Source organism: Phocaeicola salanitronis DSM 18170 (genome assembly GCF_000190575.1).
GTDB classification, from domain to species: Bacteria; Bacteroidota; Bacteroidia; order Bacteroidales; family Bacteroidaceae; genus Phocaeicola; species Phocaeicola salanitronis.
Genome location: NC_015164.1, coordinates 4,031,857 through 4,051,442 on the forward strand (window position 1 = coordinate 4,031,857; position 19,586 = coordinate 4,051,442).

18 protein-coding genes are annotated in these 19,586 nt (G+C 38.5%); all 18 read left to right on the forward strand.

The features are described 5' to 3' along the window. Positions 1-53 precede the first annotated feature (53 nt). Positions 54-1,019: an acyltransferase family protein gene (locus BACSA_RS20890; protein ID WP_394358873.1), complete on the forward strand. Its 966-nt coding sequence runs from the start codon at positions 54-56 to the stop codon at positions 1,017-1,019. A 170-nt stretch (positions 1,020-1,189) separates the two neighbouring features. Continuing rightward, the gene (locus BACSA_RS17410) at positions 1,190-2,608 is read left to right on the forward strand and encodes an MATE family efflux transporter (protein ID WP_394358865.1); all 1,419 of its coding nucleotides are present in this window, start codon (positions 1,190-1,192) and stop codon (positions 2,606-2,608) included. A gap of 4 nt (positions 2,609-2,612) precedes the next feature. Beyond that, on the forward strand, positions 2,613-3,440 hold the full coding sequence (locus tag BACSA_RS17415; protein ID WP_013619338.1) for an SDR family NAD(P)-dependent oxidoreductase: 828 nt from the start codon (positions 2,613-2,615) through the stop codon (positions 3,438-3,440). 20 nt (positions 3,441-3,460) lie between these two features. Beyond that, positions 3,461-5,176, forward strand: coding sequence for a thiamine pyrophosphate-binding protein (locus BACSA_RS17420; RefSeq protein ID WP_013619339.1), 1,716 nt, complete (start codon positions 3,461-3,463; stop codon positions 5,174-5,176). Between the two features lie 3 nt (positions 5,177-5,179). Then, positions 5,180-6,277 (forward strand): polysaccharide pyruvyl transferase family protein, encoded by a 1,098-nt coding sequence (locus BACSA_RS17425; protein WP_013619340.1) that lies wholly within the window; start codon positions 5,180-5,182, stop codon positions 6,275-6,277. A gap of 5 nt (positions 6,278-6,282) precedes the next feature. Further along, positions 6,283-7,503, forward strand: a complete 1,221-nt coding sequence (locus BACSA_RS17430; RefSeq protein ID WP_013619341.1) for a hypothetical protein — start codon at positions 6,283-6,285, stop codon at positions 7,501-7,503. A gap of 63 nt (positions 7,504-7,566) precedes the next feature. After that, the gene (locus BACSA_RS17435; protein ID WP_013619342.1) at positions 7,567-8,709 is read left to right on the forward strand and encodes a glycosyltransferase; all 1,143 of its coding nucleotides are present in this window, start codon (positions 7,567-7,569) and stop codon (positions 8,707-8,709) included. Positions 8,710-8,870: 161 nt separating this feature from the next. After that, positions 8,871-9,341, forward strand: a complete 471-nt coding sequence (locus BACSA_RS17440; RefSeq protein ID WP_245546559.1) for an acyltransferase — start codon at positions 8,871-8,873, stop codon at positions 9,339-9,341. A 12-nt stretch (positions 9,342-9,353) separates the two neighbouring features. Then, positions 9,354-10,511, forward strand: a complete 1,158-nt coding sequence (locus tag BACSA_RS17445) for a glycosyltransferase WbsX family protein (RefSeq protein WP_013619344.1) — start codon at positions 9,354-9,356, stop codon at positions 10,509-10,511. A 5-nt stretch (positions 10,512-10,516) separates the two neighbouring features. Further along, on the forward strand, positions 10,517-12,142 hold the full coding sequence (locus BACSA_RS17450) for an exo-alpha-sialidase (protein ID WP_013619345.1): 1,626 nt from the start codon (positions 10,517-10,519) through the stop codon (positions 12,140-12,142). 14 nt (positions 12,143-12,156) lie between these two features. Further along, a complete protein-coding gene (locus BACSA_RS20815; RefSeq protein ID WP_013619346.1) occupies positions 12,157-12,645 on the forward strand; it encodes an acyltransferase in 489 nt (162 codons plus the stop codon). Position 12,646: 1 nt separating this feature from the next. Next, entirely contained in the window at positions 12,647-13,519 is an 873-nt protein-coding gene (locus BACSA_RS17460; protein WP_013619347.1) for an N-acetylneuraminate synthase family protein, read from the forward strand. Continuing rightward, entirely contained in the window at positions 13,513-14,664 is a 1,152-nt protein-coding gene (locus BACSA_RS17465) for an N-acylneuraminate cytidylyltransferase (protein ID WP_013619348.1), read from the forward strand. Before BACSA_RS17460 ends, BACSA_RS17465 begins: the two co-directional genes overlap by 7 nt. Further along, positions 14,661-15,791, forward strand: coding sequence for a hypothetical protein (locus BACSA_RS17470; protein WP_013619349.1), 1,131 nt, complete (start codon positions 14,661-14,663; stop codon positions 15,789-15,791). The genes BACSA_RS17465 and BACSA_RS17470 overlap by 4 nt, the downstream gene beginning before the upstream one ends. Before the next feature lie 16 nt (positions 15,792-15,807). After that, the gene (gene pssD, locus BACSA_RS17475) at positions 15,808-16,281 is read left to right on the forward strand and encodes a PssD/Cps14F family polysaccharide biosynthesis glycosyltransferase (RefSeq protein ID WP_169311467.1); all 474 of its coding nucleotides are present in this window, start codon (positions 15,808-15,810) and stop codon (positions 16,279-16,281) included. A 58-nt stretch (positions 16,282-16,339) separates the two neighbouring features. After that, on the forward strand, positions 16,340-16,825 hold the full coding sequence (locus tag BACSA_RS17480; RefSeq protein WP_013619351.1) for a glycosyltransferase: 486 nt from the start codon (positions 16,340-16,342) through the stop codon (positions 16,823-16,825). 76 nt (positions 16,826-16,901) lie between these two features. Continuing rightward, a complete protein-coding gene (locus BACSA_RS20335; RefSeq protein ID WP_169311468.1) occupies positions 16,902-17,048 on the forward strand; it encodes a hypothetical protein in 147 nt (48 codons plus the stop codon). A 74-nt stretch (positions 17,049-17,122) separates the two neighbouring features. Further along, complete coding sequence (locus tag BACSA_RS17485) at positions 17,123-19,579, forward strand: hypothetical protein (protein ID WP_013619353.1); 2,457 nt, start codon at positions 17,123-17,125, stop codon at positions 19,577-19,579. The last annotated feature ends 7 nt before the right edge of the window (positions 19,580-19,586 follow it).

The following is a 19,586-nucleotide window of genomic DNA, read 5'->3' on the forward strand; positions in this document are numbered from 1 at the left end:
ATTATAAGAGTCCCAATATGTATGTTGAAAATAAAAGACTGCCATACATTGATATGTGTAAAGGGCTTCTTATTATTATGGTAATGATTGGCCACATGCAGAATGTATGTAAGGAATTGGGTGTTCAAAATGATGTCTTTATCAATATAGATCATTTGGAATGGTTTTGGGGACCGTTTTTCATGCCTGCTTTTTTTGTTATAACAGGCTTTTGTAGCAACTTCAATAAACCCTATCGTAAATTTCTTATTTCCAATATAAAAGGTATCTTAATTCCTTCATTTACTCTTGGAGTTATAGCAAGCTGGATAGGTTTGTTATATGCTTCAGACCTATCTATAGGCTCATTTTTTCACTGGGGTATAAGACGATTCTTAATAAGTGGCGGATATTGGTTCTTGGCAGCTTTGTTTCTTTCGAAATTATCATACTATTGGATAAATAAAATAAGCAATAGATATGCTATTAGTATAATTCTTATAATTATGCATATTATTGGCTATTTTCTATTTACCAACTCAATATGCTATAATATATGGTATTTTCAACATGCTATGATGCTCACATTATACTTATATGTAGGTCAATCCTTAAAGGAACTTCAGATAAGCATAAAAGATAAGACATTATTATTTAGTTGGGTAGCATTTATTGCCTTAGTTGGCGTTGTCTTGCTTTTGGGATATGAATCTCCACATATAGCGCACAATGTAACTATAAATAATGTTCTTCTAATTCCTCATCTGATATTTTCAGTTTGGGGAGCATACATGATAATACAAACAACCAAGCGTCTTAAGGAAAATCGGTTGTTAATCTATTTAGGTCAGAACAGCCTAATTTATTATTGCATTCATATTAAATTTTTGTATTTCTACATAATCATATATAGAGATATTCTGAATGAGTTTTCTTTTCTTTATTGGTTTCTTACAATAGTGTCTGTAATATTATCATGCACTATTGTATCCAAATTATTGAATACCAAATATCTGAAGATAATATTGGGAAAGTTCTAATATTATTTGGATGTGTATTTTACTTTCTACTGATTGGATAATAGACTACTATGGCCACTACAGTTAACAACAAACGCATTGCCAAGAATACCATATTATTATACTTTCGCACTCTGCTAATAATGGCAATAACACTATATACCAGCCGTGTTATTCTCAACGCACTTGGTGTGAAAGACTATGGAATTTATAATGTCGTTGGTGGCGTGGTCGCTATGTTTTCCTTACTTTCCGGGTCGTTGTCAAATGCTATCAGCCGTTATATTACATTTGAATTAGGGAGAGGAGACACAGAAAGGCTAAAAATTATATTTTCAACCAGTGTCAATATACAAGCAGGATTGTCTCTGTTGATAATGTTGCTAGGCGTTGTAGGTGGCGGGTGGTTCTTAAACACCCACATGAGCATTCCTTCTGATAGATTGGTTGCTGCCAACTGGGTGCTATACTGCTCCTTACTAATGTTTTGCATAAATTTAATAAGCATACCATATAACGCTTGTATCATAGCCCATGAACGTATGACAGCATTCGCCTATGTGAGTATACTAGAAGCATCTTTAAAGCTGTTGGTTTGCTATATTATAGTCATTTCACCCTTTGATAAATTAATCTCGTATGCAGTTTTGCTTGTTATTGTAGCGTTCGTTATCCGATTAGTGTATGGACTATATTGCAACAGACACTTTGCAGAATGCCATTACAAATTCGTTCATGATAAAGCCTTGCTTAAACAAATGGGAAGTTTTGCCGGGTGGCAGTTTTTGACTCACACTTCGTGGTTATTCAATACGCAAGGAGTGAATATTCTTATCAATCTCTATTTTGGAGTGGCCTTAAATGCAGCAAGAGGCATTGCGACACAAGTAGATGCTGCAGTTCAGCAATTTGTGAGTAACTTCATGACAGCCATCAATCCTCAAATTACCAAATGCTATGCCATAGGGGATATTGATAATATGTTCAAGCTGGTTTGTCGAGGGGCAAAATTCTCGTACTATCTCTTATTATTCTTTGCATTACCTATAATGTTAGAAACTGATTACATATTAACATTATGGTTGAAAAACGTTCCTGATCATACTGTGCTGTTTTTGCGGTTAACCATTATAGGTTCTATGCTTAATATACTAGGCAACTCATTGCTGACCGCTTGTATGGCAACAGGAAACATTAAGAAATATACAATATGGGTATCAAGTGTAGGAGTACTTGTTTTCCCACTCACGATTTTGGCTTATGAATGTGGTTCTCCTGTTGAAAGCACTTATGTCATCTTTATCTTAGTCTACATAGCTGTACTTTTAGTAAAAATACTCATGTCAAAAAAACTTTTGAATTTCCCTCCAGTGTTATTCATCCGTGAAGTTTTATTGAAGATAATAATCATCACTCCTTTTGCCGTTATTTTGCCTTACTTGGTAATTGTATTGATGCCTGAAGAATCTTTCGAGCGTTTAATCATTACGGCACTAACGTGTCTATTCTCGATAAGCTGTGTTATTTATCTTTTGGGGCTTTCAAATAGCGAGCGCACATTAATTAAAGAAAAAGCAATATTAAAGTATAGAAGATTTTTACATAAATAGCAATATGCATACAAAAGGAACTATCAAACGTATCATTTCATTCCTATTGCATGGCGAAAGGCCGCCAATATATGCCCAAATCAGTTATTTAGAACCTAATAACCGATTGAAAGGTAAAAAGATTATAGTTACTGGAGCAAATCGTGGCCTGGGCTATTCCATGGCGAAGAAGTTCACAGAGGAAGGAGCAGATGTACTAATCACAGGGCGAAATGAAGAAAGCCTTAAAAAATCGGCAGAACAGATAGGTTGTAGCTATATTGTTCTTGATGTTACCCACATTAAATTTATCAAACCATTTTTTGAAAAAGCCTATCAAATGTTAGGCGACATCACATGCTTGGTTTGCAATGCTGGCATTTCTTTACATGAAAAGGATTTCTTTCAGATAACAGAAGATTCTTTCGATTGTCAAATTGATACAAACCTGAAAGCAAACGTATTCATTGCACAAGAATTCATGCGCCTTAAATTGTCACAAGAAAAAGCGGGTAACATTCTTTTCATATCGTCAGAAGTTGGAGAACTGGCAGATAACCGTCCATACGGATGGACAAAAGGAGCTTTGAATAGCTTTGTAAAAGGAATTGCATCCAATTTCATAGAAAAAGGTATCCGTATTAATGCAATCTCACCAGGTGTTACATGTTCCAACATGACAGGTCTTAATCCTAACGAAGATTTATTCGTGCAAACTAATAAAACGAAAAGAGCTTATTTGCCTGAAGAAGTTGCTGAAATAGCAACCTTTATGCTTTCGGATTGTTCCAATTGCCTTTCGGGACAAATTATTGTTTGCAACAATGGCAAAACTATAAATACACGATTTTAACCTATTAAACGGACAAGTGAATGAAAACATTTTATACAGATGATAAAACAACACAGATTGTATTGTCTTTATTAAAAGCTCACGGAATACGTAAAATCATCGTATCACCTGGTACTACGAATGTAGCCTTGGTTGGTAGTATGCAACAAGATGAATTCTTTGATATGTATTCAGCAGTTGATGAGCGTTCCGCAGCATATATGGCTTGTGGATTAGCCTATGAATCTGGAGAACCAGTTGTTATTACCTGCACAGAGGCGACTGCATCACGCAACTATTTTCCGGGTCTTACAGAGGCTTATTATCGCAAACTTCCAATATTGGCCATAACAGGCACTCATGGAAGCAAAAATGTAGGTCATTTAAAGCCTCAGTCCATTGACAGATCGGTTGCTCCCAATGATACAATACGGATGAGTATAGATCTAGGCAAGTGTCAAGAACCCACGGATGAATGGTATGTGAATGTAAAGGTAAACGAAGCCATTTTGGAGCTCACACGTGATGGTGGTGGTCCTGTGCATATCAACTTGCCTTTTTCATGTAATACTTACAATACAAAACAATTGCCCAATGTCCGTGTTATAAAACGGTTTAAAAGGACTGATAATCTGCCGCCTTTCCCATGTGGAAGAATCGCAATTTTCATAGGTTCGCATAAAATGATGAATACGAAAGAAGTTGAATTGATAGATTCATTTTGCGACCATCACAATGCAGCTGTATTGTGTGATAAAACAAGTGGCTATTATGGGAGATATCGAATCGATTATTCATTGATTGCGGCTCAACAATCTTACAATTCCCCGACTGCCAATGTTGATTTATTGATTCATATCGGAGAAGTGTCAGGAGATACATACACCCAAGGGAAGTTAAAGGCAAAGGAAACATGGCGTGTGTCTGATGATGGTTTAATCAAAGACACCTTTCATACGCTGAAGTATGTCTTTTCTATGGAAGAAACAGAATTCTTCAATTTCTATCAAAAGAATAGTGCGACTGAATCAAAAGAGTACTTCAACGAATGTAAAGAGGAATATGAATATATCTATGGTAAGCAACCTGAAATTCCATATTCCAACATTTGGGTCGCTAAGATGTTGTGTGATAAGATACCCGAAGGTTCTTATCTTCATCTAAGCATATTCAACAGTCTACGTTCATGGAACTTTATTAAAATTACGAAACCAGTGTACACTATTTGTAATGTTGGTGGATTCGGCATAGACGGTCCGATGTCTACAGCCATAGGTGCAACACTTGCTCATCCTGATATCCTACATTTTTTAATAATAGGTGATTTGGCTTTTTTCTATGACTTGAACTCTTTAGGGAATCGACATGTCAATAGTAACTTGCGTATATTATTGATTAACAATGGTCGTGGCACTGAGTTCCGAAAAAAAGATCATGCTTGCGCTGTATTTGGAGATGATGCAGATGCATTTATGGCCGCCGCTGGACATTTTGGTTGTCAGTCGAAAACATTGGTTAGAGATTATGTACAAAATCTTGGTTTTGATTATATGCAAGCATCATCGAAAGAGGAATTTTTAAACCTTTATAAAGGGTTCACTTCTCTACAAAAGACAGATAAACCCATTGTCTTTGAAGCTTTCACAGATTATCGTGATGAGACAACTGCGGTTGATGCTTATCGGCACATTGTAAAAGATAGTATTACTGATCTTACAAACAAGGTAAAGCATAAGTTAAAATCCATTTTAAGTTAAGACATGAAAATAGGAATTCTCACATACCATCGCAGTCACAATTATGGCGCATTGCTGCAAGCAATAGCTACACGAATTTTCCTTGAGCAAATGGGACATGAAGTGTATTATGTAGACTATTGGCCCAAATACCATCGACGTATGTATGCCCTGATTAATTGGAGAAATATTTTTTCTTGGCATATAAATAGGGCTTACAAATATATAACGCAGATTTTGATGAAAACTTTTCAAAATAGGAAATTGCGGATTAATAATATGGAGAATTTCATCGCAAAGTATATACAACCTCATTGCCTTTCATGTCAAGAAGAATTTGATGTTGTGGTATACGGAAGCGATCAAATTTGGAGAAAACAACCTGGCTTGTTAACCTATAATCCTATGTATTTTGGAGCAAACAAGATCCGTTGTAAAAAGCATGTCTCATTTTCTGCCAGTATGGGCCTGTTACCACAAAATCCGAAAGAGAATGAGATTATAAGAACTTTAGTTTCCCATCTGAATAAAATCTCTGTAAGGGAGATGGATTTAAAAAATTATCTGAGTAGATTAGGCTTTACTGATGTGTCGGTGACTTTAGACCCAACGTTATTGCTTTCACATAAGCAATGGGATAAGATATTGGATATAGAGAAAAAGGATTCTGCAGATGATAATTATATCCTCTACTATAATCTAATGCCTAATTCCTTTGATATTGAAGAAGTTAGAAATTTCGCAAAATCACAACATTGCACTCTAAGAGTTTTATACGGAGTACCTATCCAACAAGAAACTTATGAAGAAATTAGCACAGTAGCACCAGATGACTTTGTAGCACTTATTCGGAATGCGCAATTTGTTTTTACTTCTTCGTTTCATGGGTTGATGTTTTCCATTATCTACAACAAACCATTTTGGGCTTCTTTTTCAAAAAATGAAGGTCGAGCTAAGTCCATTTTGGAACAACTGGGAATAAGCGAGCGTCTGCTTCCTCCCATGAGCCAAATACCTCGCACTTGTCATCTTATTGATTACCTTAATGTTATGGAACGATTAAATCTGCTTCAGCAGGAAAGTATCGCTTATTTAGGTGATGCATTAAATAATGATTGTTAACTATTATGAAGAAAGAGGTTGTTGCATATTGGTTGTTTGCACTTGGTATTTTCTTGTTAGTTCTAAAATCTATGGGGGCATATTTTCTTTGGAATGTCAGCATTGGCCCCTTGTCTTTACTTGTGACCTTGATAGGTTTGGTTTATGCCAAAACGCAGAAACAGCTGTATAATTCGAGACATTTTATATATGCGTTTTTATTCCTTATACTATATAGCATTTGGGACAGAGATATTATGTCTCAGATAAACATTGGCAATATTATGCCCTGTATCCCAATTTTATTAGTACTGATGATGCCAACAAAAGATAAAAGGACTTTGCTTTCTTTTTGTTCTTGTGGATTAGCATTCATTTCGGGCATTTCACTTATAGCTTTTATTTTATTGTTCTTTACAGAATTGCCCAATGTGGGAATTATTTCCGATGAAACTGCTGAAAATTACTCATATACGAACTACATTATTCTATTAAAAGGAGCTTTCTATGACATTCGCTTTAACGCCATATTTAGAGAGCCTGGACATTTAGCAATGATAGCAAGCTACTTTTTATTTGCCAATCGTTATGATATGAAGAAATGGTATAACATTGTGCTGTTGATTGTCATCGGTTTTACTTTGTCTTTGGCAGGCTATGTGTTGACGATAGTAGGCTATATGTTCAATTTGCTTTTAGCTGGCAGATTAACAACAGTATTCAAGAAACTGATTCCATACGTTATAGTAATGGTTATAGCCATGTTAGGTATTATGAGTTATAATCGCGGGCACAATTTTGTGAACGAATTAATCATCGCTCGCCTTGAATACGATGAAGATAAAGGTGTACAGGGGAATAACAGGGTAAATGACTATACGGATACTTATTTTAAAAATATAATAAGTGATGGTTCATTCATTATTGGAACTGGACGTGATAAACAATCCCACCTTGCTTCTATTGGCAAAGTTACAGGATCTGGATATAAAATACATATCATAGCAAGAGGGTTAATAGGAACATTTTTCATTTTCATGTTTTACTATGTATTGGCAAAGAACGCTCCTTATCGGCGATTCGCATTCTTAATGCTTTTACTGTATTGCCTATCCTTTTGGCAAAGAGCTTATCCAAGTTGGCCTGCATGGATTATTCCATTTATAACTTCCATTTATATTTACAGACCTCAAGCTATGCTGCGTCAACAAAAACATAATACGATTGAACGAGAATGTTTAGTGTAATTATTCTCTTTTGGCATAAAAATCACGTGTATAAAAATTTAGGTGCAAAAAATCTCATATGACATGAAAAAAATATTGTACATAGTACATAGTTCCAAGATGGGAGGTGCAACTATTTCTTTTCTAAATATGGTATGTGGCATGAAAATGGCAGGTTATGAACCTGTTATCGTTTATCCAGATTATAACGAGACGTTTATTAGCATACTTAAGCAGAATGATTTGGAACATATCAGAATGGATTTAACGCCTCTTATTTTAAATACAAGTTCATTAAAAAATAAGATTTTGTATTTCTATCATTTCGCCACTCTCACAATTCGATTAAAGAAAACTACAAAGTCATTTGAAAGATTGGTTCGTAAAGTAAAACCAGACCTCATACATACTAATACAGGAATCATTCACGAAGGTTTCTTTGCTGCAAAAAAATTGGGAATACCCCATGTTTGGCATTTACGTGAATATCAAGATCTGGACTTTGGATGGACAATCTACCCATCTAAAAAGAAATTTATCAATGCGTTATCAGCAAGTAATGTGATTGCCATTTCCCATGGAATATTTAACCATTTCAAGTTATCCACTGCTAAAGATAGGGTTATATACAATGGAATATTATCCAAAACTGAAATAACATATAACCCCAAAAAACAAAAATATTTCCTATGTGCAAGCAGAGTGGTTGCATCCAAAGGACATGAAGACGTTGTAAAAGCATTTGCTTCTTTCAGTAAATACCACCCTGATTATCGCTTGGTTATACTTGGTGATGGTCATAAAAAATTTATTGACCACTTGCATAAATTAGCTGAAAAATTGGGATGCAAGGAGCTTATAAAGTTTGAAGGCTATAAAACCGTACCTGAAACTGTAAAATGTATGCAGAATGCCAAAGCATTGATTGTGGCATCCAAATTTGAAGGATTTGGCCGAATGACGGCAGAGGCTGCTTTTGCTGGATGTTTTGTTTTAGGACGTGACACAGGAGGTACAAAAGAAATTATTGAACACACAAACGGTATTTTATTTCATGATACAAACGGGTTGATTCGTGCTATGAATGATGTGTGTTCTCTGAATGAGGACACATATTCTCAACGTGTCATACAAGGACAATGTTTTGCTGTAGATAATTACTCTATAGAAAAAAATATACAGAAAATTATTCAATATTATTCCTTTCTTCTTGATAGAATAGTCTAATTGTAATACAATATATTATGAGTCATGTAATATGTTATTCTCTATTTAAGTTGCTTCACCCATTTAGTCAAATAATATCTCGTGTAATAGATCATTTGTACTCTCTTATAGTTACGAGTTCGCTTAGGCATATAGGGAAGAATAGTTTTATCCGTTATAAAATGAGGCTGCTAAAAGGGGCGAGGTACATTACTGTCGGTCATAATTCACACTTTGGTGTACAAGCAGAACTAACGGCTTGGGATACGTTCGGCGATGACAGATTTACCCCAAGCATTGAAATCGGTGATAATGTCAGTATAGGAAGCTATTGTCATATTACGGCAATAAACCGGATCGTGATAGGAAATGGCGTGTTGACAGGTCGATGGGTAACAATCACAGATAACTCTCACGGGGAAACAGACAAGGAAACACTGGATGTGCTCCCGGTAAAACGTCCTTTAAAAAGCAAAGGGCCTGTAATCATTGAAGACAATGTTTGGATAGGTGATAAAGCGACAATTTTACCTGGAGTCACGATTGGCAGAGGAAGCGTCATTGGAGCTAATGCCGTTGTTTCAAAAGATGTACCGTCCTATTCGATTGCAGTAGGTAATCCGATTCGAATCATTAATAATCACACAGTATAATTATAATACATAATGAAAGCAAGAGTAATCGCATATTACTTGCCCCAGTATCACCCCATACCGGAGAATGACAAATATTGGGGCAAAGGGTTCACGGAGTGGAGAAATGTAGGAAAAGCCAAACCATTGTTCCGAGGACATAGCCAGCCTCGGGTGCCGGCAGACTTGGGATATTACGACCTTCGTTTGCCGGAAATAAGAGAAGAGCAAGCCAAATTAGCGAAGGAAGCGGGAATAGAAGGATTCTGCTACTGGCACTATTGGTTTGGCAACGGCAAGCAACTGCTGGAAATGCCTTTCAATGAAGTGTTGCGCACAGGTAAGCCTGATTTCCCCTTCTGCTTGGGGTGGGCGAACCATCACTGGACAAACAGGACCTGGACTGTCGGCGGGACTTTTCAAAAGGATTCCATGATTATGGAACAAACCTATCCGGGAATGGAAGAACACAAGATGCATTTCTATGCCTTACTCCCTGCCTTCAAAGACCGCCGCTATATCACGGTAGACGGCAAATTGTTGTTCGTTGTTTTCCGTCCCCTTGACATACCTGATAGCAAGGAATTTACAAAGCTGTGGAATGAACTGGCTGTAAAGGAGGGTTTGAACGGTTTCCATTTCGTTGGGGTGGAATCGAGTCTGGGCTTGTTTTCCAACAGCTCTAATAACGGGAAAAAGATGATGTATGACGGAAAGAACACGACAAAGGTTTTGTTCCAACGTGTGCTTGATGCCGGTTATGACGGTATCAATTCACGCGGAATGAATCTGGCACATATCCGCTACGACTCCATGCTGAAGTATTACATCAAGAAAGGTCTGAAGAAATTCTTTAAATGGCAGGGAGTTATCAAGTATGATTTTGAGAAAGTCAGCAAACTGCTCTTCGCGGAGGAAGACAAGTGGAACAATGTATATCCAACCCTTATACCAAATTGGGACCGTACTCCCCGGAATGGCAAGAACGCGATTGTCTGGTACCACAACAATCCGGAATTCTTTAAACAGGAAGTGGAGATTGCCCTTGATGTGATTAAGGATAAACCCATGGAGCATAAAATTCTATTCCTGATGTCGTGGAACGAATGGGGAGAAGGCAATTATATGGAACCAGACATTGAATTTGGAAAGGGATATATTCATGCTTTACGTGAAGCGATTGAAGAATAAACATTATGTCTGAAAACAAAACAATCAGCTATTGGCTTATTTTAGCCTTGCCTTGGATCATTGCCCCTTTCATACACGGGCAAAAAACTATATCAGACAAAACAGTAAGCATAAGCCAACTATACTCCCGTAAAATTGTAGCGGAAAGTGAGTATGTAATCCCTGGCCATATTCTTGTTACAGATGGCAAGTTATATAGCAATCCTCCTAATTACTTGTCTACTGATTTTATAAGCGTTGCCGATTGTGATATCATAAAATGTTATTTGCCTCCTAGCAAAGGCGGTGGAGTGGCATTTTATGATGAGGGTAAACGCTTTATTTCAGGTATAAACACTGAACAAGGTGGGGTAATTAAAGTGAAAATACCTGATGCTACTTCGTTTGTCAGATTAAGCAAAAGAACAGATTTGGCAGGATTAAGATATGGAGCAAGATTGTACTCCTCAATAAATAGAACAAAACATGCTTTATTGGTAGAAAGCCATGAAATCACGCAGAGATTAAATGCAAATCTATTCTCAGAATTGACACCCAATTTCTTTCCCGTATTTGTACCTAGTGATTCTGTTTGTAGCAAAATGGGAATCAAAGGAATCAATGCAACAGGCAAAAATAGGAATGAAAGTCAACCATTTTTCAGAATACCTATCCATCTCAAGACCAGACATGGAACCATATTGGTCGCTTGTAATTCTATTCTTGAACAAAATGGTGTGAGAAATTATTCAGTTGTGATTGCCCGAAGCGAGAATGGTGGTCAAACATTCAATAAACGACTGATTTGCAAAGGTACAAATCTGAGTATGATTTACGATAAACAGTACGATCGCATTTTCTTTCTTCATGGCTTGAACTATTCGGTCTCTACGGATGATTGGCAGACATGGAGTGATTTTAAGCCGATGAACATCAAAAAACCACAAGGTTGGGAGAAGTTCTACGCCTCACCCACAGTAGGTATCCAGCTTGAAAACGGCATTTTGGCGGCTCCTTATATCTTGATGAATGGTTTAGGAAAGGATATATCAAAAAATGCGAATGCGGTTGTGTACTCGGCTGACTTTGGAAAGACATGGAAAGTTACAGCAGTAACCCCAGATACAATCATTGCCAATGAAACGACTATTGCAGAGTATGCCCCCAATCAAATTATGATTAATGCACGTGGAGGCACTGAAGTTCAGTGGGGAAGTCCCAATCCAGGACGGCGCGTTTTTGTACCTGTTACCCCCTTACAAAGCGAGAGAAAAGACTGGCATATAAATGAATGGAAGTTACATGAATCAGATAAACAATTGATTGAACCGATTTGCAACGCTTCCTTCATAGCTTGTCAATATGATAAATACCGTTTCGGACTGTTTTGTAATCCGCATACCACTGGAAAAGAGCGGAAGAATTTAATGCTGCAAGTATCCTCAGATTTTACACATTGGACTAAAGTGGGCTTGCTTACTCCATTCAACAGAGTAGTATACGGTTATTGTAGTTTGAATTATCAGAACGGTCAGCTGTCGTTTGTCTATGAGGATAAGGAATGCGGTATTATATATGCAGATCTAACACCTTTCATGGATGAGATTCTTACTAAAATGATTGCAAATAAAATGCTTTACAAGCAAGATTAAAATCCATACAGAACATGATAAAAATTTTTTTAAAGAAATGTAGGACTATGTTTTTTACATTTCTTGCCAAACTGCAATTAAAACAATACGGTAGAAGCTTGACGGTCAATCATTATTGTCGATTCGCAGGGAACGTAAGTGTCGGAGATAATTGTCATTTTAATGGAATGAAAATAGGGGGAGGTAATGTGTTGATACACAACAACTTACATAGTGGTGAAGAGGTGCTGATATTAGCACAAAGCCATAATTACAACGGTAATGAACTTCCATACGATAGTACATATATAATAAAGAATGTGGTTATTGATGACAATGTGTGGATTGGAAGTCGCGTGCTTATCATTGGTAATGTACACATAGGTGAAGGTGCTATTATCGGTGCTGGAAGCATAGTGACAAAAGATGTTCCTCCCTTAGCTATCTATGCAGGAGGAAGAATCATAAAATATAGGGATAAAGAAAAATACGAAACACTTAAATCTTTAAAAAAATTTCATTGAAATGAAAGCTCCAAAAATTATTGCGGAAATCGGTTGCAATCACAAGGGTGATATGGCAATCGCTAAAGAGATGATTATGACTGCCGCCACTTATTGTAAAGTGGATGTAGTTAAGTTTCAGAAACGTTGCAATAAAGAACTGTTGACTCCTGAAGAGTACAATGCTCCGCATCCTCATCCGGAAAATTCATACGGTAAGACATATGGCGAGCACCGGGAATTCTTGGAGTTCAATCTTGACCAGCACCGCCAGTTGCAGGAATGGTGTAATGAGTTCGGCGTGGAATATTCTACATCCGTTTGGGACATCACTTCGGCCAAGGAAATCTGTACCCTGCATCCGAACCTGATAAAAATTCCTTCTGCCTGTAACTTGAACAAAGGCTTGTTGGAATACCTGTGCGATAATTTCGGCGGTGAAATCCATTTGTCTTTTGGCATGACTACCCGTGATGAAGAAGAACAGATTATCCAGTTCTTCGAATCCAAAAGTCGTAACAAGGATTTGGTTATTTATGATTGTACATCAGGTTATCCTGTGCCTTTTGAAGACATTTGTCTGCTTGAAATCACCCGTTTGCGTGAACTGTATGCAGACAGAGTGAAAGCCATCGGTTTTTCCGGACATCATTTGGGTATAGCCGTAGATAGTGCTGCTGTAGCTCTTGGTGCGGAATGGGTAGAACGGCACTATACCCTTGACCGTACTTGGAAAGGGACAGACCATGCTGCATCCTTGGAACCCGATGGTGTGCGCAAGTTGGCTCGTGACTGTCGTGCCGTGGCAAAGGCCTTGGCATACAAGAAAGAGGATATCCTCGACATCGAGAAAGTACAAAGAAACAAATTGAAGAAAAATCAAGTGAAATGGTAATCGCATTCATTCCAGTAAGGGGCGGTAGCAAGTCTATCCCCCTTAAAAATATTAAGCCGTTCTGTGGCAAGCCTTTGGTGTGCTGGAACATTGAGGCATTGGAGTACTGTCCAGAGGTGGATGAAGTTATTGTTGCCACTGATTCTGACAAAATAGAAGAGACGGTGGCGGCACAAGCATACAAGAAGACAAAGGTCTACCGACGTTCTGCAGAGAACGCTTGTGACACGGCAAGCACGGAAAGCGTAATGTTAGAGTATATCCACTACGCACAACTTCCGAGTGATGATATCTTTATGCTGGTGCAAGCTACCTCCCCATTGACTGAAACAGTTCACTTTATGGAAGCACTTACTATGTATGGCAAAGGGGAATATGATTCTATTTTGACTTGTGTACGTAATTACCGTTTCTTTTGGAATGAAGACGGTACAAGCATGAATTACGATTATATGAACCGTCCCCGCAGACAGAACTTCTCAGGAATGTTGATGGAGAACGGTGCCTTCTATATAAATAAGGTAGGGAATATCCTTGAATCGGGCAATCGTTTAAGCGGACATATCGGCATTTACGAGATGCCTGAATATACGGCAACAGAGATAGACGAGCCGGACGACTGGATTGTATTGGAGAACCTGATGCACAAGCACGTATTGGCAAAACGCAAAGAAACAAGAAAATCCATCAAGCTTTTCTTATGCGATGTAGATGGTACGCTGACAGACGGTGGCATGTATTACTCTGAAAACGGTGACGAACTAAAAAAATTCAACACCCGTGACGGCATGGGCTTTCAGTTGCTCCGTGAAGCTGGTATAAAAACCGGCATTATCACATCAGAAGATACTAAAATTGTGGAAAACCGTGCCAAGAAACTGAATGTGGATTTTCTCTATCAAGGAAAAAGAGATGGCGGCAAGTTGGCGGTCGCTAAAAAGATATGCGAACGGCTTGGCATCACGCTGGACGAGGTGGCTTATATCGGTGATGACATGAATTGCGTGGATTTGTTGAAAGCTGTTGGCATGAAGGCTTGTCCAGCTGATGCTTGTGAGGAAGTGAAAGCGATTGCTGGTATTCGAGTGATGACCTATAACGGTGGAAATGGATGTGTGAGAGAATTTATAAACTACCTGCTATGAAAATTGCTTTTACGGTATATAATTTAGCTTTTATATCCAATTGGATAAAGAAATTAATGCCTTATTGGAAGAATTGCGAGATTGTGATTTTCCATATTGCAAGCTTACAAAAACAAAAGCTACCTGCCATTGAAGGAATTAAGTGCTATGATGTCAGTTTTTGTTCTTATTCTGAAATAATAGATATTATAGAAGATGAAAAAATTGATCTATGGATAAGTCTTAATTTCAGATCCTTGTTTGAATTGTTGTTTCAAAGAATATGCGCTTTACAAGGTATCGAAAGTATATATTTGGAACATGGATTTTTTTCACAAAACACACTTCATTTTAAAACTCAAAAAGCCCAAAGACACATTTGGGAAACAATTAATCGCCAATTGAATTTTTGGCGGAAATATGTAGGATTGCTATACAACACAAACAAGAAATCACAGGAATGGCGAGTGTTGCAACATGTCTATTTTAAAAATGATTTCAATTTATCGCCGTTTGACCATTATTTCATCTATAGTCAACGTGAATATAAATTGTTATCCAATATCTTTTCCTTGGACGAAAACAATACTGCGTTGGTAGGCTATCCCATATTTTCAAGCGAAAAAGACAAAGAAGCGGCCTCAGCCGGATTAACAATGAATGGGGAAGCACTGTACGTGCATCAACCTTTTATTTTGGACGGATATGCTACGATTACCTATGAGCAAGAAAGGGAGTATTTGTTGGATTTAGAAAAACAGCTATTAAACAAATACAAACGATTAATAGTCCTTTTACATCCACGAGAGAACTTATCCGCATACAAAAAACGATTTGCAGATACTCAAATTACTATTATACAATCACCTAACAACTATTCTTGCTTTACTGATAAATCTCTTATCATAGGACATTATAGCACAGCATTGCTGTATGCACTTTATTTTGAAAAGCCTACTATCATATTGGACTATCCTACAGTAAAAAACGACCCAATTTTCCAGGAATGCTTTCCAAGAGTCGAAAGTATAGAAGATGTATGCTCAAGTGATTATGATATAGATATAAGTAAGAAAATCCCTTTTGCAGGGAAAGAGAATACATACGAGCATATAGCACAGGAGATTATTAAAATATGTGGAGAGTAATACCATGAATAGGATAATGAGTAACAAGAAGTCTAAAGTCTGCCTCGTCAGTTCCTGCGGCGGACATTTTATGGAACTGATGCAACTGCTTCCATTAGTACAAGGCAGGCGATATTACATCGTGACAGAGAAGAATGTCGCATCAACCGGAGCGTTAAAGAAGCATCCACATCATTATTTGGTACAGCAAGAACGTGGAGGAATTAGTTTCATTTTTAAGTTCGGATGGAACATTCTCCTTTCATTCATTTATTTTGTAATGGAAAGGCCGACTACAATAATCACCACGGGGGCCGGTGCGTCTTATCCTACCTGCTTGTTCGCACGGTTGTTCAAACGACGGATTATCTATGTGGAGAGCTTTGCCAAATTAGACAGCGAATCCGTTACTGGCAAAATGGTATATCCGTTTGCCGACTATTTCTTCGTGCAATGGCCGGAAATGAAGAAAGTCTATCCGAAAGCCATTTATGGCGGAAGCGTTTATTGATGGTTTATACAAGTAGCTTCCTGATAAAGCCACTTTCGTTCTTTGACTTATTTGAATTATGGACAGGATTAAGTTGTTTGTCCCATTGGGAACACAGAAGTTCCCTTTCGGGCGTATCATCACAGCCTTGAACCTGTTGGTTGACCAAGGCAAATATCAAGCTGACGAGATAGTGATGCAATCCGCACTTTACCCCGTGAAACCGAAGTTTACGCATTTCGGGCTGATTCCCCACGAGGATTTCGACTGTTACATGCAAGAAGCTGAGGTGGTGGTTACTCATAGTGGCGTAAACTCCATCATATCTTGTATGGAAATGGGCAAACCGTTGGTCGTTTGTCCTCGGCTACATGAATATAATGAGCATGTGGACAACCATCAAATGGAAATCGCCACGCTGATGCGCGACAAGTATGACGTGTTGATTTGTACGGACATGAAAGACTTGCCGGAATTGATTGAGAAGGCAAAGACACACAAGTACAAGCCTTGGGTCAGTCACAGGGAAGAGTTATTGGAAGCTATACGTGAGTTAATTGTTTGATTGCATACTTTTCGTTGATATTCGTTGTTTTTATATTTAATGATTAAGAGAATTAATTGGATACATAGACAAATGCATGGAAGACTTGATGAAGTTTGAAACCAACTCATTATATGATGTAGAAAGCTTCTGCGCCGATAATGAAAGCCGCCTCCCGTTGCATAAGCGTTTCCCGGATTTACATTGGAATGTGTATATGCCTGAAGGGAAAAAGGACAAATAAGCGGTACGAACGGTGGGGATATTGAGGAATCAATACGTATCAGAGATAAATCTTACAGCCAAAATTCAAAGTTTATGAACGGAGAACATATTAACAGGGATGCAGGCAATGACATCGTAATCGTGTTGAATGACAGCACATACGCCCATGCTTTTGGAGAGGGGAACAGAATACACCAGCATGAATATGAAAGAGCCATCCGGCTGATTGACGGCCAAATAACAATGTTCGCGGCTTACAGCGCAAAGGCATCCGTCTTACACGACAGATTCCATAATACCATTTCCGTATTCGGCGGCCGGGGAACAGGAAAGACATCGTTCCTGCATTCCATACTTGACCACTATGACCAACTGAATGTTACCGGAAAGTCAATAGAAGTATTGGGAATAATCGATCCGACAATCCTTGAGGAAAAGGGCCATATCTTCCTTTACATTGTTTCCTTAATCAATAAGCGGGTTTGCAAGGTTCTTGATGCCAAAGGATGTTCCCCGACTTCCGAGGCATTCATGGTACGCAAAGATTGGGAAACAGCATTGTCAAAATTGGCACAAGGCCTCCCCTCGTTGGATGCTGTTGGTTCGGACTACAGGAACGCCAGTTGGCAGGATGATGATTTCATCATGGAAAAAGGACTGGAACAGGTTGATGCCGCCTTGAACTTGGAATTATCATTCCACCGGCTCGTTGATAAAGCGTTGCACATCCTTGGAAAGGATTATTTCATGCTTGCTTTTGATGACATAGACGTTGACATGAAAAAAGGATGGCCAATTCTGGAATGCATCCGTAAGTACCTTACCACGCCCAGGATTATAACCTTGCTGTCAGGAAACTTGAGATTTTACAGCAATAATATAAGGATCCAGCAATGGAGGCAACTGGATTTATTGATAAAATACGAGGCAGATGGCGGTTCGGATAAATTTATGATGGGAAAATTCAATGCCCAAGTGAATGAAATAGAGGGGCAATACCTAATTAAAGTGCTAAAAGCTGAAAACCGCATCCATCTCCATTCCCTGCACGAAGCCATCCAGACTTACAACAGACGGTATTTCGTCAAGTACACAGAAGGGACGGAAAGAATTTTTGCATTGGAAGATAAATATACAGACTTACTGAACAGACGGGGTATCGAAAATGTTTCCTCTGTAGAAATCTTCTTGAAATATATGTTGGGGCTTTCCCTGCGGACACAAATAAACATATTGCGGAACGACATACACGAAAGCACCGGTGAAGCACACGGTATAGCAAGCGTGGACACATTCCTGTCGAGGATGTATGCTGCCAAGATTGACATAGACCTGATGATCAACAATCCATGGATGTGTAATATACCCATACTGGACTACTTGGTACGTTATAATATATTAAACAATTCATACTTGTTGCTTCCGACCGATGACAACGAAGGCATTAATGCCTGTGTAACGGGGCTTACATTCCTTTTCATGGAAAAACAACGTTGCGTACCCTATTTGATTTTTGACTATATGCTACGCATCGGATATGTGCGGAATGTTTTATTGGCGAGCAACAGCAATGATATCCTTTCTGGTATGTGCAGCTACGCAGGAGCATTCCAAGATGTCTCACTGAAGAATTTTGTCGGTATGTCCATGGGATACCTCGCTTCCCACAAAGAATATTATGACATGAAAGAGCATGCCTTGGTCTATGGCCTATCTGCATATGCAAGGGAGGGACACAGGGAAGACCTTGTACGCATAGATGACGCTTTTAGTGCAGACGGGGTCACAGCCGCACAAAAGACAATCGGCTTCATCCCTCTTTGCGCCCTGAAATATTCAGGAAAAAATGAAAGCAGGCTGTATTACTCCATATTCAACTTGCTGGCTGCCATCGGACAAGTTTTAAAAGTCGCCTCCGGCAGAGATACAATCCGGACAGAGCTTGACAAGATGCAGTTGCTGCGGTATTACTCCATACTTGATAGCAACGCCAAGGCTTCCGGATTGGAAGATGTATTTAATTTCTCTGAGAATAATGGGGATGATGGAGATGATAATTCCATGGATAATCTTGTTTCCTCTTTGGAAGCCTGGGCTCATAGATTTGAAGGCCAAACAATTCCACCATACGCTTTAGGTCGCATCGTAAGTCGTCTATATTCGACCACGTCCCAAATTAGGGCGAGAAACCTGGGGGCTAAAATGTATCAATACACGGTAACATTGCTTAATGCCTGCCTGATAGAAGAGGCCTTGGAGCTGCAAGGCGAACACGATGTTCCCAGGCTCAACAATTCAAATGCCACAAACAGTGACAGGATTTTCTTGAACAACCTTGGGAAAATTTCCGATGCCGGACTCGGTGACAGAATATGGTTTACCAAATGGTTGGCTGAATGCCCACTTATCCAAGCCTTCTTTGATGCTAATTTTTGGGAAAGAAACAGAACCTGCATTATAGAGCGGAATGGACATTTTGAAGAAATATCCGTATACGAAATATTGGACAGGGTAGGAACAAGGCCGCAAAGGACAATACAAACACGGTAAGCACCGC

Bases quoted from the DNA above. Each gene is read 5' to 3' on its own strand.
- BACSA_RS20335 (WP_169311468.1), top strand. From the start codon at position 16,902: ATGGAAGACTTGATGAAGTTTGAAACCAACTCATTATATGATGTAGAA.
- BACSA_RS17430 (WP_013619341.1), top strand. From the start codon at position 6,283: ATGAAGAAAGAGGTTGTTGCATATTGGTTGTTTGCACTTGGTATTTTC.
- BACSA_RS17415 (WP_013619338.1), top strand. From the start codon at position 2,613: ATGCATACAAAAGGAACTATCAAACGTATCATTTCATTCCTATTGCAT.
- BACSA_RS17435 (WP_013619342.1), top strand. From the start codon at position 7,567: ATGAAAAAAATATTGTACATAGTACATAGTTCCAAGATGGGAGGTGCA.
- BACSA_RS17480 (WP_013619351.1), top strand. From the start codon at position 16,340: ATGGACAGGATTAAGTTGTTTGTCCCATTGGGAACACAGAAGTTCCCT.
- BACSA_RS20890 (WP_394358873.1), top strand. From the start codon at position 54: ATGTGTAAAGGGCTTCTTATTATTATGGTAATGATTGGCCACATGCAG.
- BACSA_RS17450 (WP_013619345.1), top strand. From the start codon at position 10,517: ATGTCTGAAAACAAAACAATCAGCTATTGGCTTATTTTAGCCTTGCCT.
- BACSA_RS17445 (WP_013619344.1), top strand. From the start codon at position 9,354: ATGAAAGCAAGAGTAATCGCATATTACTTGCCCCAGTATCACCCCATA.
- BACSA_RS17460 (WP_013619347.1), top strand. From the start codon at position 12,647: ATGAAAGCTCCAAAAATTATTGCGGAAATCGGTTGCAATCACAAGGGT.
- BACSA_RS17420 (WP_013619339.1), top strand. From the start codon at position 3,461: ATGAAAACATTTTATACAGATGATAAAACAACACAGATTGTATTGTCT.
- BACSA_RS17440 (WP_245546559.1), top strand. From the start codon at position 8,871: ATGAGGCTGCTAAAAGGGGCGAGGTACATTACTGTCGGTCATAATTCA.
- pssD (WP_169311467.1), top strand. From the start codon at position 15,808: ATGAGTAACAAGAAGTCTAAAGTCTGCCTCGTCAGTTCCTGCGGCGGA.
- BACSA_RS17470 (WP_013619349.1), top strand. From the start codon at position 14,661: ATGAAAATTGCTTTTACGGTATATAATTTAGCTTTTATATCCAATTGG.
- BACSA_RS17485 (WP_013619353.1), top strand. From the start codon at position 17,123: ATGAACGGAGAACATATTAACAGGGATGCAGGCAATGACATCGTAATC.
- BACSA_RS17425 (WP_013619340.1), top strand. From the start codon at position 5,180: ATGAAAATAGGAATTCTCACATACCATCGCAGTCACAATTATGGCGCA.
- BACSA_RS17465 (WP_013619348.1), top strand. From the start codon at position 13,513: ATGGTAATCGCATTCATTCCAGTAAGGGGCGGTAGCAAGTCTATCCCC.
- BACSA_RS20815 (WP_013619346.1), top strand. From the start codon at position 12,157: ATGATAAAAATTTTTTTAAAGAAATGTAGGACTATGTTTTTTACATTT.